This window comes from Microthrixaceae bacterium (genome assembly GCA_023957975.1).
In the GTDB taxonomy this organism is placed as follows: Bacteria; Actinomycetota; Acidimicrobiia; order Acidimicrobiales; family Microtrichaceae; genus JAMLGM01.
The window spans coordinates 368,965-393,772 of record JAMLGM010000004.1 but is presented as its reverse complement, the minus strand read 5'-3'; the positions used below and the strand labels follow the sequence as shown (position 1 = coordinate 393,772).

The 24,808-nt window shown below is 66.8% G+C and carries 23 protein-coding genes and 1 pseudogene; 16 read left to right on the top strand and 8 right to left on the bottom strand.

The genetic code is table 11. The features are described from left to right. The first annotated feature begins 96 nt into the window (after positions 1–96). The 3 genes from M9952_08565 (at position 97) to M9952_08555 (ending at position 1,967) form a co-directional block, all read left to right on the top strand. On the top strand, positions 97–438 hold the full coding sequence (locus tag M9952_08565) for a hypothetical protein (GenBank protein MCO5312971.1): 342 nt from the start codon (positions 97–99) through the stop codon (positions 436–438). 70 nt (positions 439–508) lie between these two features. Next, positions 509–1,141 (top strand): 2OG-Fe(II) oxygenase, encoded by a 633-nt coding sequence (locus tag M9952_08560; GenBank protein MCO5312970.1) that lies wholly within the window; start codon positions 509–511, stop codon positions 1,139–1,141. 124 nt (positions 1,142–1,265) lie between these two features. Continuing rightward, complete coding sequence (locus tag M9952_08555) at positions 1,266–1,967, top strand: hypothetical protein (protein ID MCO5312969.1); 702 nt, start codon at positions 1,266–1,268, stop codon at positions 1,965–1,967. Positions 1,968–2,050: 83 nt separating this feature from the next. Here the strand turns inward: M9952_08555 and M9952_08550 are convergent, their stop codons facing one another. Further along, the gene (locus tag M9952_08550) at positions 2,051–3,811 is read right to left on the bottom strand and encodes a hypothetical protein (GenBank protein MCO5312968.1); all 1,761 of its coding nucleotides are present in this window, start codon (positions 3,809–3,811) and stop codon (positions 2,051–2,053) included. Further along, on the bottom strand, positions 3,812–4,675 hold the full coding sequence (locus M9952_08545) for an FKBP-type peptidyl-prolyl cis-trans isomerase (protein ID MCO5312967.1): 864 nt from the start codon (positions 4,673–4,675) through the stop codon (positions 3,812–3,814). Between the two features lie 227 nt (positions 4,676–4,902). Here M9952_08545 and M9952_08540 point away from each other — a divergent pair, with 227 nt between their 5' ends. The 4 genes from M9952_08540 (at position 4,903) to M9952_08525 (ending at position 9,012) form a co-directional block, all read left to right on the top strand. Further along, complete coding sequence (locus M9952_08540; GenBank protein ID MCO5312966.1) at positions 4,903–6,297, top strand: LCP family protein; 1,395 nt, start codon at positions 4,903–4,905, stop codon at positions 6,295–6,297. Positions 6,298–6,495: 198 nt separating this feature from the next. Further along, positions 6,496–6,981 carry a peptidylprolyl isomerase gene (locus M9952_08535; GenBank protein MCO5312965.1) on the top strand — a complete coding sequence of 162 codons (486 nt, stop codon included), beginning with the start codon at positions 6,496–6,498 and terminating at the stop codon, positions 6,979–6,981. Positions 6,982–6,985: 4 nt separating this feature from the next. Then, positions 6,986–8,506, top strand: coding sequence for an AarF/ABC1/UbiB kinase family protein (locus M9952_08530; protein ID MCO5312964.1), 1,521 nt, complete (start codon positions 6,986–6,988; stop codon positions 8,504–8,506). Beyond that, positions 8,503–9,012 (top strand): hypothetical protein, encoded by a 510-nt coding sequence (locus tag M9952_08525; GenBank protein ID MCO5312963.1) that lies wholly within the window; start codon positions 8,503–8,505, stop codon positions 9,010–9,012. Before M9952_08530 ends, M9952_08525 begins: the two co-directional genes overlap by 4 nt. A gap of 38 nt (positions 9,013–9,050) precedes the next feature. On the opposite strand, the gene M9952_08520 is transcribed toward M9952_08525, so the two are convergent. After that, a complete protein-coding gene (locus M9952_08520; GenBank protein ID MCO5312962.1) occupies positions 9,051–9,704 on the bottom strand; it encodes a J domain-containing protein in 654 nt (217 codons plus the stop codon). 142 nt (positions 9,705–9,846) lie between these two features. On the opposite strand from M9952_08520, the gene M9952_08515 reads away from it, so the two are divergent. Beyond that, the gene (locus M9952_08515) at positions 9,847–10,578 is read left to right on the top strand and encodes a hypothetical protein (protein MCO5312961.1); all 732 of its coding nucleotides are present in this window, start codon (positions 9,847–9,849) and stop codon (positions 10,576–10,578) included. 266 nt (positions 10,579–10,844) lie between these two features. Further along, positions 10,845–12,263, top strand: coding sequence for an aldehyde dehydrogenase family protein (locus tag M9952_08510; protein ID MCO5312960.1), 1,419 nt, complete (start codon positions 10,845–10,847; stop codon positions 12,261–12,263). 1,078 nt (positions 12,264–13,341) lie between these two features. On the opposite strand, the pseudogene M9952_08505 reads toward M9952_08510, so the two are convergent. The 4 genes and pseudogenes from M9952_08505 to M9952_08490 form a co-directional block, all read right to left on the bottom strand. Then, a pseudogene (locus tag M9952_08505) lies at positions 13,342–13,539 on the bottom strand (hypothetical protein). 532 nt (positions 13,540–14,071) lie between these two features. Next, positions 14,072–14,950, bottom strand: coding sequence for an alpha/beta hydrolase (locus M9952_08500; GenBank protein MCO5312959.1), 879 nt, complete (start codon positions 14,948–14,950; stop codon positions 14,072–14,074). Positions 14,951–14,991: 41 nt separating this feature from the next. After that, a complete protein-coding gene (locus M9952_08495; protein MCO5312958.1) occupies positions 14,992–15,219 on the bottom strand; it encodes a hypothetical protein in 228 nt (75 codons plus the stop codon). Further along, positions 15,219–17,132: a PspC domain-containing protein gene (locus M9952_08490; GenBank protein ID MCO5312957.1), complete on the bottom strand. Its 1,914-nt coding sequence runs from the start codon at positions 17,130–17,132 to the stop codon at positions 15,219–15,221. The genes M9952_08495 and M9952_08490 overlap by 1 nt, the downstream gene beginning before the upstream one ends. A 132-nt stretch (positions 17,133–17,264) precedes the next feature. Between M9952_08490 and M9952_08485 the strand changes: the two genes are divergently transcribed. Genes M9952_08485 through M9952_08475 form a run of 3 tightly spaced genes read left to right on the top strand, consistent with a single transcriptional unit; the run spans position 17,265 to position 19,866 of the window. Further along, positions 17,265–18,491: a hypothetical protein gene (locus M9952_08485; protein MCO5312956.1), complete on the top strand. Its 1,227-nt coding sequence runs from the start codon at positions 17,265–17,267 to the stop codon at positions 18,489–18,491. Further along, positions 18,488–19,123: a response regulator transcription factor gene (locus tag M9952_08480; protein ID MCO5312955.1), complete on the top strand. Its 636-nt coding sequence runs from the start codon at positions 18,488–18,490 to the stop codon at positions 19,121–19,123. The genes M9952_08485 and M9952_08480 overlap by 4 nt, the downstream gene beginning before the upstream one ends. Continuing rightward, on the top strand, positions 19,120–19,866 hold the full coding sequence (locus M9952_08475) for an SDR family NAD(P)-dependent oxidoreductase (protein ID MCO5312954.1): 747 nt from the start codon (positions 19,120–19,122) through the stop codon (positions 19,864–19,866). Before M9952_08480 ends, M9952_08475 begins: the two co-directional genes overlap by 4 nt. Before the next feature lie 109 nt (positions 19,867–19,975). On the opposite strand, the gene M9952_08470 is transcribed toward M9952_08475, so the two are convergent. Then, a complete protein-coding gene (locus tag M9952_08470; protein MCO5312953.1) occupies positions 19,976–20,815 on the bottom strand; it encodes a metal-dependent hydrolase in 840 nt (279 codons plus the stop codon). A gap of 108 nt (positions 20,816–20,923) precedes the next feature. On the opposite strand from M9952_08470, the gene M9952_08465 reads away from it, so the two are divergent. Genes M9952_08465 through M9952_08450 form a run of 4 tightly spaced genes read left to right on the top strand, consistent with a single transcriptional unit; the run spans position 20,924 to position 24,244 of the window. After that, a complete protein-coding gene (locus M9952_08465) occupies positions 20,924–21,088 on the top strand; it encodes a hypothetical protein (GenBank protein MCO5312952.1) in 165 nt (54 codons plus the stop codon). Between the two features lie 32 nt (positions 21,089–21,120). Further along, positions 21,121–21,852, top strand: coding sequence for an acyltransferase (locus tag M9952_08460; protein MCO5312951.1), 732 nt, complete (start codon positions 21,121–21,123; stop codon positions 21,850–21,852). 9 nt (positions 21,853–21,861) lie between these two features. Then, a complete protein-coding gene (locus tag M9952_08455; protein MCO5312950.1) occupies positions 21,862–23,373 on the top strand; it encodes an NAD(P)/FAD-dependent oxidoreductase in 1,512 nt (503 codons plus the stop codon). Next, positions 23,360–24,244: a thioesterase family protein gene (locus tag M9952_08450; protein ID MCO5312949.1), complete on the top strand. Its 885-nt coding sequence runs from the start codon at positions 23,360–23,362 to the stop codon at positions 24,242–24,244. The genes M9952_08455 and M9952_08450 overlap by 14 nt, the downstream gene beginning before the upstream one ends. Positions 24,245–24,808 lie beyond the last annotated feature (564 nt).

The window sequence follows — 24,808 nt, the reverse complement described above, 5'->3', positions numbered from 1 at the left end:
GACCAGCCGGACCACCTCGGGTCATCTGGCGCGCCGCAGGCGGTGTGGGCCAGAGTGTGACGTCCCGAGAACCCGGATCACTCTGGAGAGAATCGAATGAATCGTCGTGTGAAGAAGCTCAGCAGCGTCGCCGCTCTCGTGGTCCTGCTCGCCGCCGGAGCCTGCTCTCGCCCCGACGAGGATCCGCCGGTGCGGATCACCGGAGACCCGACCGGAGCCAACCCCGGGTTCACCACCTCGACCACCTCGACCACCGAACCTCCCGTGACCACGACCACAATTTTCTGGGCCCCCAATGGGCCCGGAGGATCGATGAGTTCAGAGTCGACCGAGCCGGCCGAGTCGGAAGCGGACGAGTCGGCCGAGACGACAGCGGGCGGGGCCCCGTCGTCGTCGACGACCTCCATGGTGGAGGCGTCGGGTAACTCCGACAACTGACGTCGCTGCGACAGCGTCGCTCGAGTCGCCCGCACCAGATGTTGATACCTGGTTGAAGGCGGTCACCTTCGTGGACCCACTCATCGCTCGTCCCCAGCTCGGCGCGGTCGAACCGCCGCCATATCAGACCTTCGAGGTGCATCCGCGGGCGTTCACCCCGAAGCAGTGCGAACGAATCATCGACCTCGGCCGCTCGATCGGTGCCTCCGAGGCCGAACTCGAAGGTGACGACGGCGCTGGGGTTTCCGATGAGTCCATCCGCCGCTCCCACACCTCATGGATCGCGCCCGACGACGACTCGTGGTGGATCTACGACAAGCTCGCCAAGATCGCGCAGCGGGCGAACCGACGTTATGGCTTCGATCTGACCTCGTTCGGCGAGGATCTGCAGTTCACCGCGTACGACGAGCCGGGGGCCTTCTACACGTGGCATCAGGACGGCCTCGACGGTGGGGTTGCAAACCGGAAGCTGTCGATCGTCGTTCAGTTGAGCGACCCGGACGACTACGAGGGCGGTGAGTTGCAGTTCTTCGATGTGCTCGAGGACTACGACGATGACCAACTCGTCGAATTTCGCCACGCGGTTCGCCAGCGGGGAACCGCGGTGGTGTTCCCGTCCTTTGAATACCACCGGGTGTTGCCGATGCGTTCCGGCAGTCGCTACTCGTTGGTGGCGTGGGTGTCTGGCCCGCCGTTTCGCTGAGTCCCGCCGTTTCGCTGAGTCCCGCCGCTCCAGCGCAGACGTTTCCAGCCACGGCACTAGGTCGCCCGACTCAACTGTGCTCCAAGGCCTTGGCCGCGAGGCATTCGGCACCGACTGAGTTGGGGTGAGACCCTACGGCATCGACACCGATCCACATTCGCTCGTACCGTTCGCCCGCTTGGGTGCGGCGCTGTTTCGCCATCGAAGCCGCCGCGGCTTGGCGTTGGGCGAACTGGTGCGTACCGCCGAACACCGCTGGAGCACGGAGCGTCTCGAAGCGCTCGAACGTGGCGAGGCCGCCCTCGATGACGGCGCGGTCGCGGAGGTTGTCGAGCTGTACGGGTTGCCCGAGACCTCGTGGAACCGGCCGGGGCGCCTGGCGTTGATGCTCGACCGCACGACGGTGAGCGGGTTCTCCAGCTCGGGGTTCTCGGTGCCCGATCCAGGATTCTTCGGCGGTGCGATCCCGCTGGATCGCGCCCAGCGGTGGCTCGCCGTGCGCACGCTCGCGGCGGCGATCATCGCCGGGGTGGACCTGTGCACCGAATCGTTGGCCCTCGACCCGTTCGCCGAAGGCGCCGGCTTGGCTCCAGGCAATGCGGCCGGCTGCCTGATGGCGGTGCTGGAGCAGGATTCGGCAGCGATCCGACACGAGATCGATGCGATGGCCGGGCGAACCGTCGTTCCGGGCGTCGGCGTCGCCGTGGGGACCACCCCGTCGGGCACGTTGATGCTGCGTGGCGCCGGGGTCGACGAGGCCGCCAGGACGGTGAGTCCGGTCGGCCGCTTCGAGGACCTGCTCGGCCTGCTGGTCGGCGCTGTCTGATCGGGCGGCGCTGCGTGAGACCTGAGGCGGCGTGAGGCCTGAGGCGGCGTGAGGCCCGAGGCGGCGTGAGGCCCGAGGCGTCCTCAGGCGATTCCGGTCGCGCCCGTCTCGTCGAGGAACTCGACCAGCAGGTCATCGATGGAGGAGTTCCACACGACCGGACCCGCGATCGTGGCGAGCCAAGCCTGGGCGCCATCGAGGCAGCCGGTCGACAGTGTCAGTGCCGCCGACTCGGCGGGGTACTCGAGGGTCTGGGTGCACCCGGCCGCTGAGGCGAGCGCGGCGTACCCGTCGGAGATGTTGGTGAACGATGCGGTGGTGCGGTCCGCAAGCACCAACACCCCGCGGCCCGGGTCGGGAGGGCACGAGGGGTTGTACTTGGACGCACCGACCAGGGCGAGCCGTGGTGCAAGGTCGGGGACCGCGCAGGAAACCGACGCCGCGAACTCGGTGGCATCGCCGTAGGAAATCAACGTGACGTTGGTGGGGTCGAGACACAGGCGTGCAGAGGCGGAGTCGATCGCTTCCCGAAGTGCCATCAGATCCTGGGTGGCTTCCCCCGCCTCGGACGGTTGCCAGTTGTCGGTCACCGGTTGTAGGAGGATCATCGCCGCAGCCGACTGCACCGCCGGGTCCTCCAAGCGGGTGCCGGAGAGAAACACCACCGGGTCGTGACCGGACGGGGCGAGCACCACCAGCAACGGCCGGGCCCGATCGGTTGGCGTGAACACGCGAAGCGTTGCGATGGTCGTGGCGCCGTCGGCCAACTCGATGGGGAGATCCGCCGACGACAATGCGGCCGAATCCAGTTCGCATGCAGCCGGATCGGCCGTGGTGATCTGCTGGCCGACCCCGAGGCCGGAGGGGTCATCAGCCTCGTGTCGGCCACGTTCAGGTGGAGGATCCGCACCCATGAGCGCCGCGGCAATGATCAACAAGCCGATGCCGACCACGACGAGGAGTGCGATCCAGAGCGGTCGGCGATTCGGAGCGGGGCGCGTCGCCCAGGTGCTGGAGGGAGCCGCGTCGGACAGGGCTCCCGGGCTGATCTCGGACCGTTCGTGTGGTGCGGCCGGTTGCGGCTCGATCGGCAGCGGCGCGATCGGTTTCGGCGCGGCGGGCAGGTGAAGCGGCGCCGCGGGTGGCAGGGCGGGTTCGTCGGTGGAAATCGCAGCACCGGACGGCGGAGGGGGCAGCGGTGAGGGCGCGGCGGACGGCGTTGCTGGCGGCGGCGGAGTCGCCTGATGCGGCGGAGGGGGCAGCGGTGTCGGAGCGGCTGGTGTCGGGACGGCTGGTGACTGGGCCGCGGTCGGAGGCGGTGGCAGGACCGACAAGTCGACCGGGGCAACCGCGGGGGTCGGAGCGACCGGGTCGACGCTCGGTGGCGGTGGCGGTGGTGGCGGTGGCGGTGGTGGTGGTGGTGGTGGCGGCGGCGGTAGCAGTGGGTCGGCAACGGCTGCGGGGTCGCCCGGCGTGGGCGGCGCCAGGAGGTCGCCGAGCCATCGGACCTCGGACACCGGCCGGTTGGCGGCGACCGCGATGGCGTCCTCGCCGAACCCGGCACCATCGCGTAACACCACCACGGTGAGCGCTGCGGCGGGCAACGCCAACATGGCCTCGACCCGTTCCTTCGTCAGCGGTCCAGGGGTTCCCCAGCTCGCCTGAGCGAGGGCGGACTGAGCGCACAACAACACACCCCAGGCCAAAACGTGGTCGCTGAAGCGTTCCGATTCCCGGTACAGCTGGTGGTCGATGGCGAGCGCGATCTCCTCGGCGGCCGGATCATCGACGATGCTTCGGGCGACCGCTCGAAACGTCGGGACCAGTGTCGGGTGGCGTTCCATCTAGTTCACCGCGACAAGATCGACGATGAACACGAGGGTCTCGCCGGGGGCGACGGCGGTGCCGGCGCCGGTGTCTCCATAGCCGAGGGCGGCCGGAATCTCGATGCGGCGGCGCCCCCCGACACGCATGCCGACGATTCCCTGCTCGAAACCCTCGATGACCTGATGCTGCCCCAAGGTCACATCGAACGACTGGCCGCGCTCGAACGAGGAGTCGAAGGTGGTTGCGTCGGAACCGTGCACGGCTTCGTAGTGAAGCGAGACCTCGCTCGTCGCCGTCGCTTCCTCGCCGTCGCCGACCACCAGATCCGTGGTGCGCAACTCGTCGACCGTGCCGCCCTCGACCGGGGCGATGTCGGTCGGGCGGGTCAGCACGGTGTTCAACGTCACGTTGAAGATCAGCGTCGAGTCGGCCGGGATGTTTCCACGGGCCTGGGAGCCATAGGCCATGTCGGGCGGGATGATGAGCTGTCGGGTGCCACCCGGTTTCATCCCGACGATGCCTTCATCCCATCCGGCGATGACGTTTCCTTGCCCGAGGGTCACGCTGAAGGGCGCCCGGTCGAACGAGGAGTCGAAGACCACGCCGTTGTCGAACAGCGCGCCGATGTAGTTGACGACGACGAGATCCCCGGTGGCCGCTGCGGTTCCGTCGCCCGTTTCAAGATCGGTGATTTGAAGTTCGGTCGGCGGGTCGCCATCGGGAGCGGTGATCGACGGTGCTCCGGCGGCGACCCCGGCGGTGGGCGAGTCCCAACCGTCGGTGACGGTGGTGACCGACGCATCATCAGAACCACAGGCGGACAGCAATGTCAGTGCGACGACGATGATCGGGGCCGCCAAGCCGCGGCGCCGTCGCCGCATCGGCACGTTTGACGACCTGGTGGTTGACGGCAACGCCGACGACGAAGACCTCGTCGACGCGGCAGGTTCATCGTGCGGGGGGAGGGGGGGACGCGATGTCACTTCACCTAGCCTACCGGCCCATTTGCCGCCTCCACGTGGTTGCGCTACGTGAGGCGCAGGCCTGAAATTGGCGGGCACTCAGGAAGTCCACCGGGACGACCGATGGTGTCGGACATGATGGTGCGGTGACCCACGACGATGAGCAGCGCTCGGGCGACGCCGACGAAATCTGGCAACGACTTCGGGCGCTCGAGGACACGCCATTTGAGGACACCCCGCTCGAACGGGGCGCGGTGCCGCCGTCGGACTCGACGCGGATGATGCCGGCGCCCCCGCCGCGCACCCGCGGCGACGGCACAGGTGTCGACGACCTCGCCGGGGCGTCCGGCGGCGACGGCGCACCGGGGCACTATTACGTCCCAGCGCCCCAGCACCGCCCTCAACGGTCCGGCGCTCCGGCCCAACCCAACCCGGCCGCCGGGCGGGCGGCCTATGAACAACAGCAGCGTGCCGCTGTGGCGTCGAACCCCGCGGGTAACGCCGGTCGGCAAGGCACACCGACGGGCTCTGCAGCGAAGGCCGGTTCGGCTCGCGCTCCTCAACGCTCGGGGTCTGGCGGTGGGCGCCTTCGTCGATGGTTCCGACCGAAGCTGCGATGGATCGTGTTGTACCTGCCACTGCTCATCATGGCCTCGATCGCGGCATTGGGGCTGTGGGGGTGGAAGACGGTCAAGGATCTGGGACGCGTCGACGTCGGCGACTCCATCGTTGCGGCCACCGGCGACACGGTGAACTACCTGATCGTCGGTTCGGACTCCCGCGAGGGAGCCGAGGCGGAAGGAGATGCCGGCTACATCGGCGACACGTCGGTGGTCGGCGGCCAACGCGCGGACACGATCATCGTGTTGCGGGTCGAACCGACCCGTTCGTTGATGATGTCGATTCCCCGCGACCTGTGGGCAACCAACGTCGCCACCGGTAAGAAGGGGCGCATCAACGGAACCTTCAACCAGGGCCCCGACAACCTGGTGCGTTCGGTGACGGCGAACCTCGGGATTCCGATCAATCAGTACCTCGAGGTCGACTTTGTGAGCTTCGCGGCGATGGTCGATGCGATGGGCGGCGTCGATGTCGAGTTTCCGCACGCCGTGTTCGACAAGGGGTCGGGACTGAACATCATCGCTCCGGGAACTCACACCCTCGATGGGCAACAGGCGCTGGCGTTCGTGCGCGCTCGTCACTACACCGAGATCATCGACGGAGCCGAGGTGACCGAACCGACTGGGGACCTCGGTCGCCAACAGCGCCAGCAGCTCTTCATCCGGACCGTTCTGAAAACCGCCGGGGCCGAGCGCAACCCGATCACCCTCGCCAGGATCGCGAGCGGCGCGGCATCGGGGGTCAAGGTCGACCAGAACATCGGGTTCGGCGACCTGTTGAGTCTGGCCCGCCGCCTCGGATCCGGCGACCCCGAGACCCGGGTGTTGCCGACCGAGAATGCGCGGAAAGGCGATGCTGCGGTGCTCGTGCTCCGCGACGCCGAGGCCCTCGGCGTGCTCATGGAGTTCGGGGCCGGATAGCCCCGGCGCGCGCTGGCCGTCGGTGCGCGCTGGCCGTCGGTGCGCGCTGGCCGTCGGTGCGCGCTGAGCGTCGCAGTCGGGGCACTAGGTTGGCGTGCGCCTCCACACGACGACGAAAGGCACTCCATGAGTTCGACTCCGGCACCCGCCGCCGACGGTTCCTCCCCCCGCCAGACCAAGTTCTCGGCCCCCATGCCGATGACGGTCGACCCCGACAAGCAGTACACGGCGACGATCGACACCTCGGCCGGCACGATGGTGGCGTTTCTCTATCCCAACAAGGCGCCCAAGACCGTCAACAACTTCGTCAATCTCGCCCGCTACCACTACTACGACGGCCTGATCTTTCACCGCGTCATCCAAGGGTTCGTCATCCAGGGCGGTTGCCCGGAGGGTTCGGGTCGCGGCGGCCCCGGCTACCGCTTCGAAGACGAACTTCCCGAGCCTGGCAAGTACGAGATCGGCTCGCTCGCGATGGCCAACGCCGGCCCGAACACCAACGGTTCGCAGTTCTTTGTGATCTCCGGCCCTCAGGGTGTGACGTTGCCGCCGAGTTACGCCTTGTTCGGCAAGCTCATCAGCGGCCTCGACGTCCTCGAGGCGATCCAGACCACCTCGACCGATCGCGGCGATCGCCCGGTCGACGACGTGGTCATCAACTCGATCACCATCACCGAGGAGTGAGGTGATGCGCCGGCGTAGCCTTGTCGCAGTGCTCGCCGGCGGCGGAGTTCTCGGCTGGTTCGTTCGCCGCCGCCGTGTCGGCGGCGAACGAAGCGGCAACCCGACCGGTGCGTTCATCGGCACCTCCACCAAACTCGCCACGGGCCGCGGCGACCGAACCGCGGAGTTGGCCAAGCTGGGAGCGAAATCGGGCGCCAGTTTCGTGAAGCTGCAAGCGGGCTCGAGGTTCGCTTCGCACGAACGCAAGGCCGAACTGCAGGAGCGCTTTCAGCTCGAGACCGCCGAGCAGGTGGCCTCGGTGCTCGGCAACATGAAGGGCGCCGTCATGAAGCTCGGCCAGATGGCGAGCTACCTCGACGGCGGCCTGCCCGAGCCGGTGCGTGACGCCTTGGCCCAGATGCAACAGGACGCACCGCCCATGAGTTATTCGCTCGTGCAGGAGGTGGTGCGGTCCGAACTCGGCGCGGAGCCCGACGAGCTGTTTGCCTACTTCGACCACGAGCCGATGGCCGCCGCGTCGATCGGGCAGGTGCACCGCGCCCGGACCCACGACGGACGAGACGTCGTGTTGAAGGTGCAGTACCCCGGCGTCGACGAGGCGATTCGTGTCGATCTCGACAACTCCGACCTGCTGTTCGGGGCGATGAGCTTCCTGTTCAGCGGACTCGACCCCGAACCGCTGGTGAACGAGTTGCGCGATCGCCTCGTGGAGGAACTCGACTACACGATCGAGGCCGCACACCAGCGTCGGTTCGCCGACCACTACCGCGGGCACCCGACGATTCACGTTCCCGATGTCGTCGATGAGTTCTCGACCCGCCGGGTTCTGTGCACCGAGTTCGCTTCCGGGTCGAAGTGGTCCGAGGTGCTGGCCTGGTCTCAGGACGAACGCAACCTGATCGCTGAAACCCTGTATCGCTTCGCGTTCGGCGGCATCTATCGCCTCGGGGCGTTCAACGGTGATCCGCATCCCGGCAACTACGTGTTCAACCCCGGCGGGCAGGTCACCTTCCTCGACTACGGCCTGTGCAAGGTGTTCACTCCGCACGAGATCGCCGAGTTCGAAAAGGTCATCAAGACGATGGTGTTCGATCGCGTCCCCGAACGCATCGTGGCCGTGTGGGAGGACCTCGGGGTATTGAAACGGGCCGACAAACTCGACCCGAATCTCGTGGTCGAGTACTTCTCGTTCTTCTTCGAGGCCGTGCTCAAGCCGGGGCAACGACAGATCACCGCCGAGTACGCATCGGATTCGATCCGGCGGTACTTCGACCTGTCGGGCCCGTTCGCGGCGGTGATGAAGAGCGTCACGCTGCCGAGCTTCATGGTCGTGATCCAACGCATCAACCTCGGGCTGTACGCACTGTTCGGTGAGCTCGAGGCGGTGCGCGACTGGCGTGGTCTCGCCGAGGAGATCTGGCCGTTCGTCGACGCCGACCCGACCACGCCGATGGGCCACGAGATCCGACGGTGGGAACTCGATCGCGGCTTGCGCTCACCTGGCCATCACCATCGCGAACCATGACCGTCGCGGGCAGCGCGGCGGCCTGCGGGCTCGGTCTCGCCATCGTCTTTTTGGCAGCGGCGCTATCGAAGATGGGTCGGCGATCTGCGGTGACCGAGTCGTTCGCCGCAATGGGGCTGGTCGCCCCCGAGGCGTTGGCCGTGCTCGTGCCCATCCTCGAGCTGGCGACCGCGGTGCTGCTGGTGCTGTGGCCGTTGGGTGGGGCCGGACTCGCACTGCTGTTGTTGGTGGCCTTCACCGTGGTGCTCGCACGACTCGTCGCATCCGGGGTCTCGGTGGGGTGCGCGTGTTTCGGATCGACCTCGAATGCCCCGGTGAGCTTTGTGGAGTTGGTGCGCAACGCGGGGCTGATGATGATGGCGATCGCGGTCATCACCATGGGTGACTTCGGAGAGTCGCTCGGATGGCCCGGCGTCGCGGACGTGTTGTTCGTGGCGGCGCTGATGGGGGTCGGCGCCCTGGTGCTTCGGCTGTTGCGGAACCTCGATCGGCCCGGCGGCGGCTGAGCGCTCGGCTTGTTTCGGCTCGTTTCGGCGCGGCTCTGTCAGTCCAAGACGTCGTCGAGCTGAGCGGCCATGAACTCGGTCACCGCGGCGATCGGGGGTGGGTCGCGGTCGTCGAGGGAGGCGATCGTGCAGAACACCTCGGTGGATCCGTTCGCGGCCCGGCCTTGCAGGTCGAACACCACGTAGCACAACGGATAGCCGACGAACTCCATCAGTACCTGCAGCATCGCTGAGGGGCGATCCAGATAGGTGATATCGCCGGCACGATGCGAGGCGAGCTCCAGCCACCGGAAGGCAAGGTCGGACGGTGCGCCGAGTTCGATGGTGTCGTCGGCGATGATGCGGACCCACCCGTCGATCTCGTGAGTCTCGCTGGCGGATGGCCGCGGCGGTGCGCTCGGCGCGCGTGACGCAGAGCGCGACGTTGAGCGCGACGTTGTGCGCCCAGTGTTCCGCGAGGCCGCAGCGGGGGAGTCCTCGGGTCCGGCGACGGGCTCGTCGAGGCGGGAGGTCACGAGACGGTAGGCGTCGGTCAGGGCCGCCGAACGTCGGGTGGCGTCGGCGGCGCGGTTGCGGTCCGGGTGCGTTTCGCGAATCGTGCGCAGGTACGCCTGACGGATCACGGCGGGGTCGCGCACATGTGCTTCGAGGCCAAACAGCGCGAGCGCTTCGGCGAGCGTGGTCGCAGTCACCTCCGCGAACGTAGCTGTGCGGAGATGCCGACGCGGTCGATGTGCGCGGTCGATGTGCGCGGTCGATGTGCCGGGGTGGTTTTGCGCGAGCCGACGATAGGGTGAGGCGAATCACCATGATGTTTCTTCCCCGAGGAGCCCTATGACCACCATCCGTCCACTTGTCGCTGCCTTCGCGGTGGCCTCGCTCGCACTTTCCGGCTGCGGAGGCTCCGACGACTCGTCGATCTCCAAGGCGGAGGACGCCACGACGACGACCGAGGCGCCCGCCGATGGCCAGGCCGAGTTCACCGCCGCGCTGATCGACAGCAACGACGGAGGCCTGGATGACGAATCGCTCGAATGCATCGCCGGATCGTTGTTCCCCAACATTTCCGAGGAAGGCCACGACCTGATTCTCGGCAACGCGGAGTTCGAACTCGCCGAACTGAACGAGGGCGACGCCGCGGCGTTCAGCGACGCCGTCGACGAGTGCGTCGACCCGAGCGTGCTCACCGATGTCCTGCTCGCCGGTTTCGCCGAGGAAGGCATGTCGGATCTGTCCGACGAGACCGCTACATGTATGGCCAACAACATGGTCGACCATTTCGGTGGCGTGGGCGCCATGATGTTCCAGATGGACTCGGTGGATGAAGCCGGGTTCGAAGAGATGGCGAGCGCTGCCTTCGGAGCCTGCATCTCCCAGGACGAACTCGCCGCCATGTTCATTCCCGCGCTTGAGGAGGAGGGGCTGAGCAGCGATGCCGCGACCTGCATCTTCAACGGGCTTTCGGAAAGCCGCTCAGCGAGCGAACTCTTCGATGCGTTCACCACGATGGACGAGGCATTCCTCGGCGAACTCGGCACGCTCGGCGCTGCGTGCGGCGCAGAGTGATCTGATCCTCGATCGGCTCAACCCCTGAGCTTCGCCAGCGCGCACTCGACCCCGTTTGACGCTGCTTGACGCTGCTTGACGCTGCTGAGCACGGGTGGGCGCGGCCGAATGCTGCCGAGTGCTGTCTCGCGCAAACCAAATTGCCCATCTCCGGTCCCCGCGGTCTCAGCTGCGGGGATCCGGGGTTTCTAGGACCAGGTGCGCCGAGGAGTAACGTTGCCCTCAAGCCGGACAGTCACTTTCGGGCATCTAGCGCAGGGGCATCCATGACCAATCTCGAATCCACCCCATCGACCACTGCAGCCACGCCGTCGTTCACGGAATTGGTGGACGGGGTGCGGGCGACGTTCAACAGCGGCCGCACCCGGCCGATGACGTGGCGGCGTCGTCAGCTTGAGGGAATGCTTCAGATGCTCAAGGTCCACGAGCAGGACTTCGTCGACGCCATCGTCTCGGATCTTGGCCGGCCCGTGCTTGAGGCGTTCTCGGCTGACATCGGACACGCCCGCCTGCAGATCAAACACGTGCTGAAGCACTTCGAGCAGTGGGCCCGCACCGAAAAGGTGAGCCCCGGCCTACTCAGCCAGCCGGGAACCGCTGAGATCATCAAAGAGCCGCTCGGCGTGGCGCTGGTGATCGCCCCGTGGAACTATCCGGTTCAGCTGCTGCTTGAACCGATGGCCGCCGCGCTCGCTGCGGGCAACGCGGTGGTTGCCAAGCCGTCCGAACTGGCCCCGGCGAGCGCCGCGGTGTTGGCCCGCCTGATCCCGCAGTACCTCGACGATGACGCCGTCGTGGTGGTGGAAGGGGGAGTGCCCGAGACCACGGCATTGCTCGAGGAACCCTTCGATCACATCTTCTTCACCGGATCCACCAATGTCGGCCGCGTGGTGATGACCGCGGCGGCCAAACACCTCACGCCGGTCACCCTCGAACTCGGCGGAAAGAGCCCGACGATCGTCGCGGCCGACGCGGATCTCGCCATCGCTGCGAAGCGCATCGTGTGGGCGAAGTTCATGAACGCCGGCCAGACCTGCATCGCCCCCGACTACGTGCTGGTCGATGAGACGGTGAAGGATCGCTTCGTCGATCTGGTGGTCGACGCTATTCGCACCTTCTTCGGTGCCGATCCTAAACAGAGCAGCGATCTCGGTCGCATCATCTCGCCGCGGCACCTCGACCGGCTCGTCGGATTGGTGTCCGGCGGTGGCGGGACCACGGTGGTGGGTGGGGATCATGACCAGGCGACGAAATACCTGGCGCCAACCGTGATCGTCGATCCGGACCTCGAGTCGAACCTGATGACCGAGGAGATCTTCGGGCCGGTCCTGCCGATCGTGTCGGTGGTGTCGGTCGACGAGGCGATCGAGTTCGTCAACGCTCGACCGAAGCCGCTGGCGCTGTATGTGTTCACCCAGTCGTCGACCACGGCCGACCTGCTGCTTCGACGCACGAGCTCCGGAGGTGCTTGTGTGAACCATGCGGTCGTGCACATCCTCCCCGACGGGTTGCCGTTCGGCGGAGTGGGTCCATCGGGGATGGGGGCGTATCACGGCCGCACCGGCTTCGACGCGTTCAGCCACCACAAGTCGGTCGTTCGAAAGAAGACCCGTCCGGACATGCCATTGCTCTACGCCCCGTACGGGGGTTGGAAGGAGCGCATCGTGAGGTTCGTGTTCCGCTGAGCCCGCACTGATCGGCCGGTCGGTCGGTCGGCCGGCCGGCGCGTGGGCGGCTCTGTGGCCGTGTTTGCCGAGGTTTTTAGGGTTGGCCGAGAAGGGCTTCGACCCAGACCGAGAGTGCCCATGAGGTGAGTGGTGCGCCGGCGCCGGCGGGTTTGGCGGTGTATTTGTCGATGTCGATGTTGTCGATGCGGTTCCGCAAGCTGTGTTCGGTTGGTGGTGTGGTGGCGTTGAGTGCGTGTTGGGCCATGGTGTTGCCGAGGAGGCGTCCACGTTCGTCGTGGAATTGTGCGTGTCCGTCGACGATGGCCGCGTTGAGGTGACCGCTGTGGATGCGGCGGTGGTGGAACGAGCAGATTGGTACCAGGTTGTCGAGATCGGTTGGGCCGTGGGGGTAGGGCTGGACGTGGTGGTAGTGCAGGAATCGTGTTTGGCCACATCCTGGGACTGCGCATCCGCCGTATTGGGCACGTAGCGCTTCGTTGGGTTGGGGTCGCGAAACGTTGTTCGGTGCCGACCTTGATGGGGACACCGCTTTGGTGCCAGAGCAGTTGCAGGGTTCCGGCTTGGGCCAACATGGCGACCACTGTTGGGGTGAGTTCGGTGCCGTTGAGCAGGGTTGCGACCGAGTCGGGTCGGAGGCGTTGGGTGACGAGGGTGTCGATGTCGACGAGGACGTTCACGCAGAACGGTTCGTTTCCTTCGCGGGTCAATCGGTCGGTTTGTGCTGAGTCGATGACCATTCGGGCGAGGTGGTACAGGATCAGGTAGTTCGACGCGATCGCGGTGCGTTCGCCCGCGGGTGCCCGGCTGTCGCGTGGGTCCTCGCTGGCAGGTTGGTCCCCGGCGGCGGTGTTGTGAGTACTGTCGCTGTCGGTGTTGTTGTGGGTTTTGGTTGTTCCGTGGCGTTGTGCGCTGCGGCGGGCGGCTTCGAAGGCTTCGTCGAGTAGGGCTCCGAGTTCGACTGGGGCTCGGCCGTTGACTCTCCAGCGTCCGTGTTCGTCGGTCCAGGTCCGCCAGTAGGTTTCGTCGTCGTGGGTCGCGTCGGGGGTGTCGGGGGTGGGAACCGCCGTGCCGCCTTGAGCCGAGCCGGCCGGACGCTCGTCGCCGGATGCCCTCTCGTCGTCGGGTGTCTCGTCGTCGTCGTCGGGTGTCTCGTCGTCGGTGGGCTCCTGGTCGTCTGGGGTCTGGTCGTCGATGCCTGGTTTGAGTTTGCGGTACCAGCCGAACGCTCGGGCGGCTTGGGTGGTGGTGGCGGTGGTGGCGATGCCGGCGAGGGCTTGTTCGTTTTCGGGGCAGGCGACGCGTGCTGCTAGCGCGGCCATGCCGAGGGAGATGGCGCCGTCGTGTGCCAAGCCCATCACGGTGGGCATGGAGTTGTCGGTGACCGATTCGGCGACTTGGGCGACCAGTTGGGCCATGTAGCGGGTCATGCCGCAGTTCACGATCAGCCAGTGGGTGACCGAACGCCAATCGCCGGCGAGGTTGTAGCGGGGATCTGAGGTCATCGTGGCGACCTTGGTGGCCAGGCGGGCGTGAGCCGCGTTGATTTCGCCGGCCAGGGTTCGTACCTCGGCTTCGAGTTCGTCGTATTCGTCGTGCCACGCGTTGATCGCGGCGATCCGCGCGACTTCGGCCGCGGTGGGCGGTCCCTCGACGTATCCGCCGGGCACGCCCTCGGCTTCAGGTGAGGTGAGAAGATCGAACATGTGTTCAGAGTATCAGGAACCAGAACACGTGTTCGAATTATTGTGTGGGTAATTTCACCTACCCGAGCCCGGGCTGCGCGCCAGCAGCGCGCCATCGGTGGGTCAGCGGCGTGACAGGAACTCGCTGACGGCGTCGCAGAAGCGGTCGTTGCGGTCGCCGGCGACCATGTGCCCGGCACCTGACACATCGACGAATTCGGCGTGCGGAACCGTCGCCAGGAACTCCTGTGCGGATTCGGGGCTGACCAGGTCGCTCTGTCGGCCCCGAACGAGCAGCGTCGGAATCGCCAGTGCCTCCGCCGCGCGCTGGAACTGCCCCGGCTCCTGAACCCCGGCGAGACCATTCTGGGAATTGAACAACGCCGGGTCCCAGTGCCAGCGCCACCGGCCGTCCTCGCCGAGGCGAAGATTCTTTCGCAGGCCCGACAGGTCGGTCGGCCGGGGGCGGTGAGGGTTGTAGCGCCCAACGGCATCGGCCGCCTCATCGAGGGTCGCGAATCCTTCCTCCGCCCGGTCCAACATGAACCCGACAACACGATTCACCCCCACGGTCTCCGGGCGCGGCGTGATGTCGACGAGCACGAGCGCGGCGAAGGAGTCGGGGGAGTAGGAGCCCGCGGCGAGCAAGCCGGCGAGGCCTCCCAGGCTCGCTCCGACGACGACCGGCTTCGAGTCGAGGTGTGACGCGATGGCGACGAGGTCGTGGCCGAATCGCGAGGCGGTGTACGCGCCGCTGGGGGAGTAGCCGCTCTCGCCGTGGCCGCGCATGTCCACGGCGTACGCGCGCCAGCCGTCGTGAGCGATGCTCGCCGCGGTGTTGCCCCACGAGTGTCGGGTCTGACCCCCACCGTGCAACAGCACCACCGGCTGTCCGGACGGATCGCCGTAGGCGTCGCCCACCAGCGTCATCGTCTCGGTGCCCGGCCCCTCGTCGGTCACGGTGAACTCGACTCGGGCGGGCAACGTTGAGGAATCGGCCATGGCAGCGATTGTACCGATCGGTCGTCGGGCCGCCGGTGGCGTCAGCGGCCGCGTGTGGAAAGGCGGGGATCCGAGACGTCGGGGCGGGTCTTGGGAGCGAGCACCAGCAGTCCGATTCCGCCGAACCCGACAGCGAGACAGATGGCCAGTGCGACACCGCCCGGGCCGAGTGGAAACGCACCGAGTTGGTGGGCGAGTCCCAACAGGCCGAAGCCGATCGTGAGGAGGCCGGCGATCAGCGCGATCGCGTCGAGGGGATGACGTTTCATCAGTTCGTTCCTTCCGGCTGGGTGCCGCCCGTGGCATCGAGAGAAGAGTCCGGCACGGACGCCGGATTGGGTTCCACCTCGGTCGGCGGAACCACCTCGGTCGGCGGAACCACCTCGGTCTGTGGAACCGCGTCGGTCGGCGGTGTGGCACCGGAAGAGAAGCCGAGCCCTGTCGACACGCCGACCTCTTCACAGGTCACGATGTTGGTCTCCCAGTTGAAACACGCGGGCACCACGTCGGTCCATTGGTCTCGAGGCACTGCACAGTCCGCGAGCCACCCAGTGAAGCGGTCATAGCAGGCGGGCACCAGCGACGCCGGGTCCTCGACTGAGGTGCACGGCACGGCGACCATCTCATCGTCGGTGACCGCTTCCGAGGTGGCGCCGCCTTCCGCGGTGGCGCCGATCTCAGCGTCGGCCCCGACCGCAGCGAGACACGCCCGCTGCGGGGTCATCACCGACGTCGGCACGCTGGCCCACACCGGTTCGATGACGCGGACCTCGCCGGCCCCGAGCGAGATGTTGACGACGAGGGTGTGATCCGAGCCGGTGTCGACCGACATCGTCGAGTCTCTGGTCGCGATCGCGACCTCGGCAATCGCATACTGATCGGACAGGCGGCTCGCTCGATCGGTATCGATCGGATCCCCCGTCGAGGGAAGCGGGCTCGAGGTGGCCCACCGTCGCAGGTCATCGTTCATGGGCAGCGCGCCGTAACGACGAACATCGCCGGCACCGATATCGACGTGGACCTCGGAGTTCGCGGCGGCCGGGAGGACGACGGTCGTGATTCCGGCGGGAGCTTCGATGTCGATCGACGTGTCCGACTGCAGTTCGAGTGTGGACAGGTCCACCCGCGTGCGGCCCCATCCGGATTCGACGCGCCGCGGTAACTCCTCCTGGGTCACATAGCGCACGTCGACCGCGCTCAGGAACGTGTCGGCGCGCAGGTCGATCACTCCGATTCCGAGGAGTAGACAGATTCCCGCCAAGGCCGGAAGGACGAGACCACGTGCTCGCCCGCGAAATGCACTGAGGACGAGCCCCGCGCCGAACACGATCGTGACGGCAGCGACGATCACCCCCGGGCCGATCGAACGTGGATCGCCGAGTGCGACGAGTCCGAGCAGCGCCGCGGCGATGAGCGCGACACACCACGTGAACGGGCCGACGACGGGGGTGCGATAGGTCCGGCGCTTCCGGGGTTCGCCAGATCCGCGGAGTGTTGGCGCCTTGGGTGGTGTCGCTGCCGCTGTCGCCGTCGAAGCCATCGTGGTGGAGACGGCCTGCGACTCGGACAGGTGTGCCGAGGTTGACTGAGGAGGAGACGCGGTCGGCGGCTCGGGCCGTCGGGTCAGCAGTCCGATACCGACGAGGATGACCGCCCACGGCGCGACCGTCCCGAGTTCCTTGAGGAAGAACAGATTGCCGCCCAGTCCGAGCGCGGTGAACGCGACGACCACGCCGAGGGCGGCGATCGCCAGGTCCCGCCAGCGGGAGTCCTGGAGTATCCGCCGGCCGTACTCGTCGGGCAGCAACAGCCAGAGGCCGAGATAGAGGGGCACGCCCGGGCCGAGCATGGTGATCAGCACGAGGCCGAGGATCACAAGCCACCGAGGCAGGCCGAAGCGGTGGCCCAGCCCGCCGCACACGCCGCCGAGGATGCGGTTGGTATCGATGCGGTACAGCGAGTCCCACCAACTGCGAAGGTCGGATCGATCGCCGCCGGTCAGGCTGTCGGCGGGGCTATCGGGAGAGCTGTCGGAGGGGCCGTCGGAGGGGCCGTTGGTTGCTGACCCCGTCGGCAGGTCGGTCGGCTGCTCGGTCGGCAGGTCGGTCGGCAGGTCGGGCGGCGGATCGGTGGCTGGACTCGCCGAGATGTCCGGAGGAGTCGGTGGAGGAGTGGTGGTCATGGAGTCATCGTCGATGATCGCGGCGCGTAGCGGTATCGGGGAAATGCTGGTTCGACCCTGAGGGAACCCTGAGATCCTCTCAGGGTTCGTCCCCGATGTGGAGTCGGCGGTCGGCTGCAATCATGGCCAATCATGTCCGTGTTCGAACCGAACCCGCTCGCCGACACCCCCGCCTACAGCGACGCCGTGATCTGGGGTATCTGTGGACAGACCGCGGCCTGCTGGGGGGTGTCGGTCGTCGTCGTTCGTGCAGCCATCGTGGTGTTGGCTGTCGCCGGCGGGTTCGGCGTCGTGGTGTATGCGGCGCTCGGTGTGTGGCTTCGCCTGCGCACCGAGCGGGCGGCCGGGCCACGCGAGCCGAGCGCGGGACGCGACCTCGGGGTGGCGGTGCTCACGGCCGGGGTGGTGTGGGAACTCGGGCGGTGGTGGCCCGGCGTTCGCCCCGAATTGGTGGTACCGGTCGCATTCGTCGCCATGGGAATTGCGGTCGGATGGCGTGCACCGGCCGTCGGCGACCGCCCCGGTGCTGGCGCTGCCGTCGGCGACCGCACTGGCGCTGGCGTCGGCGCTCAGACGTCGCGTTCGGTCGGGTTCGGGCAGCTCGCTCTGCGGGTGTTCGGCGGTGCGGCGATGACCCTGGCCGGTCTGGCCGTCGTGTTCGGCCAACGTGCGTCACTGTCGGAACTGCGCGACACGGGGCTGGCGCTCGCCGTTGCGCTCGCCGGCGTCGGTGTCGTGATGGGTCCGGCAGCGGTGCGACTCGTCCGCGGACTCGGGGCCGAGCGAGACGAGCGGATACGCGGCCAGGAGCGCGCCGCGGTGGCCGCTCACCTTCACGATTCGGTGCTGCAGACGCTCACGCTCATCCAGAAGCGCTCCGAGGATCCTGCGACGATGGCTGCGCTTGCCCGCCAACAGGAGCGCTCGCTGCGGCGTTGGCTGTACGGCGGCGGCGAGGTCGTGGCGTCGCTGGAGGACATCGGGTGGCGGGGGCGGGCCGAGCGGATCGCAGCCGAGATCGAGGACGCCTACTACGTCGCCGTCGAGTTGGTGATGGTGGGCGAAGGTGAGAGCACCCCGGCGATCGATGCCGCGCTCCTGGCGTCACGCGAGGCGCTCGTCAACGCCGCCAAATTCTCCGGAGTGGCCGACATCTCGATGTACTGTGAGCGAACGGAAGGACGTTTCGACGTCTACATTCATGACCGCGGTGCGGGATTCGATCTCGACGCGGTAGCTCCCGACCGTCGTGGAATCAGCGACTCGATGATCGGGCGAATGGAACGGGTCGGCGGACGGGCGACGATCACGCCGGTGGTTGGTGAAGGGACTGAGGTGCACCTCGAGGTGGAGGAATGAGCAGGCCCCGAGTCGTGGTGGTGGACGACCACGCGTTGTTTCGCGCCGGGGTGGTCGCCGAACTGGGCGATCGGGTCGAACTCGTGGCCACCGCCGATGACATCGACGCCGCGATCGCCGTGGTGTGTGAGACCCTGCCGGACGTCGTGTTGCTCGATGTCCATCTCCCGTCGGGAACGGCAGAGGCCGTGATCACCGCGTGCGCCCACCTCGACACGGTCCGGTTTCTCGCCCTCAGCGTTTCCGACGCCCCCGACGACGTGATCACGCTCGTGCGTGCCGGCGCCCGGGGTTACGTGACCAAGTTGATCTCAAGTGAGGAGCTGTGCGATGCGGTCGACAGGGTCGCGGCGGGCGACGCCGTCTTCTCGCCACGACTCGCGGGGTTCGTGCTCGACGCGTTCCACCGTAGCGCCGACAACGCCGTTGATCCGGACCTCGATCAACTGACGAATCGCGAGCGCGAGGTTTTGCGGCTGCTCGCACGTGGCTATGCGTACAAGGAGATCGCGCGCGAGCTGATGATCAGCGTCAAGACGGTCGAGACGCACGCGTCGGCGGTGCTGCGCAAGCTCCAGTTGTCGAACCGCTCGGAGCTGAGCCGGTGGGCGTCGGAACGGAGGCTGATATGAAGGTGCTGGTGCTCGGCGGCGGCAGCGACATCGCCGCGGCGACGGTGACGCGCCTGGCGCGCATCGCCGGAAACGGGAGGCTGTCGGTGGTGCTCGCGGCTCGCGACGTCGATGCCGCGAGTGCGACGATGAGTAGCGTCGCGCCCGGGGTCGACGTCGTCGCGCGGCGTTGGGACGCTACCCAGGTGGCGCGTCATCAGGCGTTCATCGACGATGTCTTCGACCGCCACGGTCCCTTCGACCTCGTCCTGTGCGCCGTGGGGATGCTCGGCCACCATGCCGGACGAGGCGTCGGCCCGGTCGAGGTCGACCTGATGATACGCACGAACTTCTCGGGCCCGGCGGCTGCGTTGTCTGCCGTGGCCGACCGCATGGCGGCACGTCGTCACGGCTCCATCGTGGTGCTGAGCTCGATCGCCGGTGCGAGGGCGAGGCGCTCAAACTACGTGTACGGCAGCTCGAAGGCCGGGCTCGACAGCTTCGCTCAGGGCCTCGGCGACGCACTGGTGGGCACCGGGGTCGAGGTGATCGTCGTACGCCCGGGCTTCGTCCGCTCGAAGATGACCGATGGGCTCGACCCGGCCCCGTTCTCGCGCCGCCCAGGCGACGTGGCCGAGGCGGTGATCGGAGCGCTTGGCGGTGGGAGCACGATCGTGTGGGTGCCTCGGACGCTCGGCGTGATCATGGGTGCGCTGCGACACGCGCCGCGGCCGCTGTGGCAGCGCGTCGCCGGCGACCGCTGAGCTCGTCCCCCGTCGCCGTTTTGTAGTTACTCGCGGTGGCTATAACCACCGCGATTACCTACAAAACGAGAAGGGGTCGGGCACCCGAAGGGGTCGGGCCCGTTCAAGGTCACGCCGCGGCGCGGGACTCGATGTCGAGCAGGTACAGCTCGAAGAACGTCGGGTCGACAAATTCGCTCGGATGATGGCCGGGTAGCACCGACGCGAACATGTTCGGCAGTTCGCTGAAGGCGAACCCGAACCCCCACACGACGAGATGCATCACCGCGAAGGGGTTGAACAAGCGCCGCTGATGAATCAACCCGACGACCGTGCCGGCCACGGTGAAAGCCGCCAGCAGGATCACCGACAGCACCATCGCTGCAGCGAGCGGTCGACGGGAGCGGTGCCGGGCGTCATACACGTCGAAGGCCACGCTCTTGTGTTCGACCTCCTCGGCGAGGTGCCACAGGTACAGCGCGGCGACCTTGGGATCGGCCCCGGTGAACAACTCGGCGTGACGGCGCTCAACCCACCTGGCCACCCCGTAGGCCGCCGACTCCGAAGCGGTTGCGAAGGCCAAACGAAAACGATCGCTGCTGCGTTCCCACAACGTCCGGTAGGTCCAGTCCAACAGTCGTTCGAGCCGGCCGACCCCGCGCACCTGGGCACGGATCGACTCGTTGAAACGGCGGTGTTGGGCCTGATGCTGGGCCTCCTGGGCGATGTAGGCCCGCGCCTGGGCCGCCAGCAGCGGGTCGGCGAGCCGATCGAGGTGCGGCAGTTGATCGCGCATCGACCGGATGACGAACGGTTCGACGTAGGGCATCATCAGCGACACGGCGTTGGCGGCCGCCGCAAACTCGGGCAGGGCGCGGTGCCAGTTCGCGTCGACGGAGTCGCCGAAACGAAACGACACCCGTCGGTGGCGGGGAGGTTCGGCTCGACTCGGACCTGAGGGTGCTCCCATGGTTGATTTGTCGGCCGACGCCCCCGAAACCTGAGCCGTCGCAGCGCCATCTGGTTCGGGTGGGCGCCACGCGCGTTCAAGTCGGTGCTCTCGGCGTAGGCTGCGCCCATGGGTCAACTGGCACGTCAGCCGAAGAACGAAGATTCCAAGCAGGGCGGCGTGGCCGCCGAGTTGTTCATGGAACAATGCGACCAATGCGGCGCACCCGTCACGATCGTCGGGGTCAAACCCGAGACGATCCGGTGCCCGCGCTGCACCGACGCCTCAAGCTGACCCCGGAAACGAACTGTTAGCGTCGCCCGGCGATGGTCTGGAGTTACGAGTTCAACGAGGGCAGGCTGCGTCAGCGGGCGCGAAAGGCGATCTATGCCGCCGCTGGGCCGGTGGTGCGCTGGACCTGGGACACCTACAAATCCATGGGCGCGATCGGTCCGAACTCGAAGGCCGGCCGTGCGTTCGGGTCGCTCGGCGAGGGCAGCATCGTGTGTTTCCCGTACGACACGATCATGAACCCCCAGGCGATCCACATCGGTTCGGGCACGATGATCAGCGGCCATGGCGTGCTGTCGGCCGGCTGGGGGCCGAACCACCCGGGCCTGTCGGATCGGGTCGTGGTGATCGGCGACCGTTGCCTCATCGGGCGCGGGTCGTCGATCGTCGGACATCGGCTCATCGAGATCGGCGATGACGTCTGGACCGGGCACAACGTGCACATCACCGACATGAACCACGGCTATGAAGATCTCGACGTCCCCATCAGCCAGCAGAGCATGGGGGAGTTGCCGGTCCACATCGGGTCGGGTTCGTGGCTCGGCCACAACACGGTCGTGCTGCCGGGGGTCACCATCGGACGCCATGTGGTGGTCGGCGCCGGAAGCATCGTGACCGGTGATCTGCCGGACTACAGCGTCGCGGTTGGCAGTCCGGCGCGGATCGTGCGCGTTCACGATCCCGATCTGGGTTGGAAGCGGCCGGGGCCCGAGGCCGTCACGAAGGATTTTGAGAACGCGGCTCCCGAAGGAGACCAGGTCGTCTAAAACGTGGCCATGGCACCAACCGTCGAGGCGTCACCCAGGATCGCGATCTTCGGAGCCGGTGCTGCGGGCATCTGCACCGCCATCAAACTCATCGAAGCCGGCCTCGACGACATCACGATGTTCGAGAAGTCCGACGGGGTCGGGGGAACGTGGCGGGCGAACACCTATCCGGGTGCGGCCTGCGATGTTCCTTCGCATCTGTACTCGTACTCGTTCGCGTCGAAGGGCGACTGGACCCGGAAATTCGCACAGCAACCGGAGATTCTCGCCTACTTCGAGGAGATCACCGACCGCTACGGGCTCCGGAGGCTGATCCGGTTCAACACCGAGGTCCGCTCGGCGACCTTCGACGAGAACACCGGGACGTGGCGGGTGGTCACCGACGCTGGCGCCGAGGACTTCGACGTCGTCGTGTCGGGGCTCGGACAGCTCAATCGCGCCTATGTTCCCGAAATCGACGGGCTGTCGCAGTTCGCCGGCGACATGTTCCACTCGGCGCATTGGGACCACTCGGTCGATCTGTCGGGACGTCGAGTCGCGGTCGTCGGTAACGGGGCGAGCGCGCTGCAGTTCATCCCGCACGTGGCCGAACAGGCCTCGGAGCTGACGGTGTTCCAACGCAGCGCGAACTGGGTGATCGACAAGCGCGACGGCGAGTACCCCGGGTGGCGTCAGCGAATGTTCGCCCGGTTTCCGGCGACCCAGCGGCTGCACCGATGGTCGATCTACTGGCGGCTCGAGGCGAACTTCGCGTTGCTTCGCCGCTCCTCTCGCGCGGCGCGGTTGCTCGAACGCGTCATCACGCGAGCCTTGGAGCCCGTCACCGCGGTGCTGCCCAGCGAGGCGGTGATTCCCGACTATCCGATCGGATGCAAGCGGATCCTGCTGTCGAGCGACTACTACGCGGCGTTGATGCGCGACAACGTGCACGTCGAACTCGACCACATCGACCACATCGAACCCGACGCGGTGGTCACCGTCGATGGTCGGCGACACGAGGTCGACACGATCATCTGGGGGACCGGGTTCCGCTCGACGGAGTTCCTCGCCCCGATGACGGTGATCGGCCGTGACGGCCGCGATCTGAACGAGGCCTGGGCCAAGGGCGCTGTTGCCTACCTCGGTGTGGCGGTTGCAGGGTTCCCGAACCTGTTCATGCTCTACGGTCCCAACACCAACCTCGGCCACAACTCGATCATCTTCATGATCGAACAGCAGAGCCGCTACATCGTCGAGATGGTCAAGGAGTTGCGCGATCAACACCTCGCCTGGATCGACGTGCGCCGAGACGCCATGGATCGCTACAACGTCGACGTGCAACGGCGGGCGGGCGACTCCGTTTGGGTGGCCTCCTGTGACAGTTGGTACAAGAACGAACACGGCATCGTGACCAACAACTGGCCGGCGTTCACGGTGACCTACTGGAAACGCATGCGCGGGATTCGTCGAGGCGACCACGTGCGTCGCCATCGCGCGGTGGCGGCAACAACCTCCCCGGAGCTTCGTCATGAAATTGTCTGAGATTTTGTCGCTGTCGTCCCATGGTCCCGAGACCTTCGTGGGAACGGGGCCGCGTTACCCCTGGGGCGGACTCTACGGGGGTCAGATCGTCGCCCAGTCGCTGCTGTCGGCGGCATCGAGCGTGGATGACGGCCTCGCGGTCCATTCGCTGCGCGCGTACTTCATCCGTCGAGGCGACCAGGATGAGCCCGTTCGCTACGAGGTGGAGCGGCTTCGCAACGGACGATCGTTCGCCACCCGCCGGGTGGTGGCGCGGCAGGCCACTGGCGCCATCCTCAACCTCGAGGCGTCGTTCCAGGCCGACGAGGCCTCGGTCGACCTCGACCATGTGGTGTTGCCGGCGGACCTTCCGCCTCCTTCGGAGCTTGAGGTCACGGGATGGAGCGACGAGTTCGAACGCGCCTTCATTCCGCGCGACATGCAACGAGATGACACCGCAGGAATTGGACGGGCCACGGCATGGATGCGAACGACCCGTCCAATCGGTGATTCAACCGTCGACGCGGTGGATCTTCACCCGCAAGATCTCCTCGTGCATTTCGCATCACTTGCTTATCTTTCGGACGATCTTCCGACCGATGCGGTGGTGCGTGCTCACCCGATTGGGCGTGAACCCGACGAGGTCCTGTACTCGGTGTTGTTCACGGCGAGCCTCGATCACACCATCTGGTTTCACCGTCCGATGCGGGCGGATCGCTGGCATCTCCACGATTTTCGGTGCCACGGCTTCGTGCGCGGTCGGGGCCTGGCGGTCGGGCAGATCTTCGATGAGTCGGGGCTGCACGTCGCGTCCGTTGCTCAGGAAGTGCTGCTTCGCGACCGGCGCGAGCGTGCAACGTCTCGATCGGGCCCCGCGAATTCGGATCAATAGCGGGTTGCCGACCGCGGTAAATACCCAAGTGGCAGCGTTCTCCACATTCGGTATGAATTGTGGCACACTACAACGGTGAAATTTGCTGTAGGCGGATCTCTCCAAACCCGTGAAAGCCCACGGGCACAGGGGGAGAGCCATTCGGCCTACCAGAATCGACGTGCTGTAGTCCATCCGGCGGTTCATCGAATTTTCCGCGCAACGGTGCTTGATGGAGTGAGCAGACGCGTTTACGTTGGCAGTCGGAGGCGGCCACTCGGAGCCAGCGTTTACGCCCTACGAGACCGTCGGCCATATTTGCATTTATGAGCGATTCGGACGGTTTCGGATCGGATCGCTTCGAAGGCTGGGGCCTTCACCGGAAGCTAGGGCGCGTGCGACTGGGGTCGCTCTCTAGACGATTGTGATTGAGGAAAAGCAGGCATGACGAGCGAGTCAGTGGCTCCACCGGAAACGGTCGGTGAGCGGCGAAGGGAAGAGTTCAGGTCCTCGGACGCCTCGGGCGGTCCGGCCGTAAACGGGCAGGCCGACGTCCTTTCGCTTCCGGTACGCCATCTTGACGGT

Coding starts and splice junctions, on each gene's coding strand:
- M9952_08465 (MCO5312952.1), top strand. CDS start 20,924: ATGGGTCAACTGGCACGTCAGCCGAAGAACGAAGATTCCAAGCAGGGC.
- M9952_08460 (MCO5312951.1), top strand. CDS start 21,121: ATGGTCTGGAGTTACGAGTTCAACGAGGGCAGGCTGCGTCAGCGGGCG.
- M9952_08530 (MCO5312964.1), top strand. CDS start 6,986: ATGCGCCGGCGTAGCCTTGTCGCAGTGCTCGCCGGCGGCGGAGTTCTC.
- M9952_08515 (MCO5312961.1), top strand. CDS start 9,847: ATGACCACCATCCGTCCACTTGTCGCTGCCTTCGCGGTGGCCTCGCTC.
- M9952_08535 (MCO5312965.1), top strand. CDS start 6,496: ATGACGGTCGACCCCGACAAGCAGTACACGGCGACGATCGACACCTCG.
- M9952_08490 (MCO5312957.1), bottom strand. CDS start 17,132: ATGACCACCACTCCTCCACCGACTCCTCCGGACATCTCGGCGAGTCCA.
- M9952_08525 (MCO5312963.1), top strand. CDS start 8,503: ATGACCGTCGCGGGCAGCGCGGCGGCCTGCGGGCTCGGTCTCGCCATC.
- M9952_08470 (MCO5312953.1), bottom strand. CDS start 20,815: ATGGGAGCACCCTCAGGTCCGAGTCGAGCCGAACCTCCCCGCCACCGA.
- M9952_08485 (MCO5312956.1), top strand. CDS start 17,265: ATGTCCGTGTTCGAACCGAACCCGCTCGCCGACACCCCCGCCTACAGC.
- M9952_08550 (MCO5312968.1), bottom strand. CDS start 3,811: ATGGAACGCCACCCGACACTGGTCCCGACGTTTCGAGCGGTCGCCCGA.
- M9952_08545 (MCO5312967.1), bottom strand. CDS start 4,675: ATGCGGCGACGGCGCCGCGGCTTGGCGGCCCCGATCATCGTCGTCGCA.
- M9952_08565 (MCO5312971.1), top strand. CDS start 97: ATGAATCGTCGTGTGAAGAAGCTCAGCAGCGTCGCCGCTCTCGTGGTC.
- M9952_08500 (MCO5312959.1), bottom strand. CDS start 14,950: ATGGCCGATTCCTCAACGTTGCCCGCCCGAGTCGAGTTCACCGTGACC.
- M9952_08510 (MCO5312960.1), top strand. CDS start 10,845: ATGACCAATCTCGAATCCACCCCATCGACCACTGCAGCCACGCCGTCG.
- M9952_08480 (MCO5312955.1), top strand. CDS start 18,488: ATGAGCAGGCCCCGAGTCGTGGTGGTGGACGACCACGCGTTGTTTCGC.
- M9952_08495 (MCO5312958.1), bottom strand. CDS start 15,219: ATGAAACGTCATCCCCTCGACGCGATCGCGCTGATCGCCGGCCTCCTC.
- M9952_08475 (MCO5312954.1), top strand. CDS start 19,120: ATGAAGGTGCTGGTGCTCGGCGGCGGCAGCGACATCGCCGCGGCGACG.
- M9952_08450 (MCO5312949.1), top strand. CDS start 23,360: ATGAAATTGTCTGAGATTTTGTCGCTGTCGTCCCATGGTCCCGAGACC.
- M9952_08455 (MCO5312950.1), top strand. CDS start 21,862: ATGGCACCAACCGTCGAGGCGTCACCCAGGATCGCGATCTTCGGAGCC.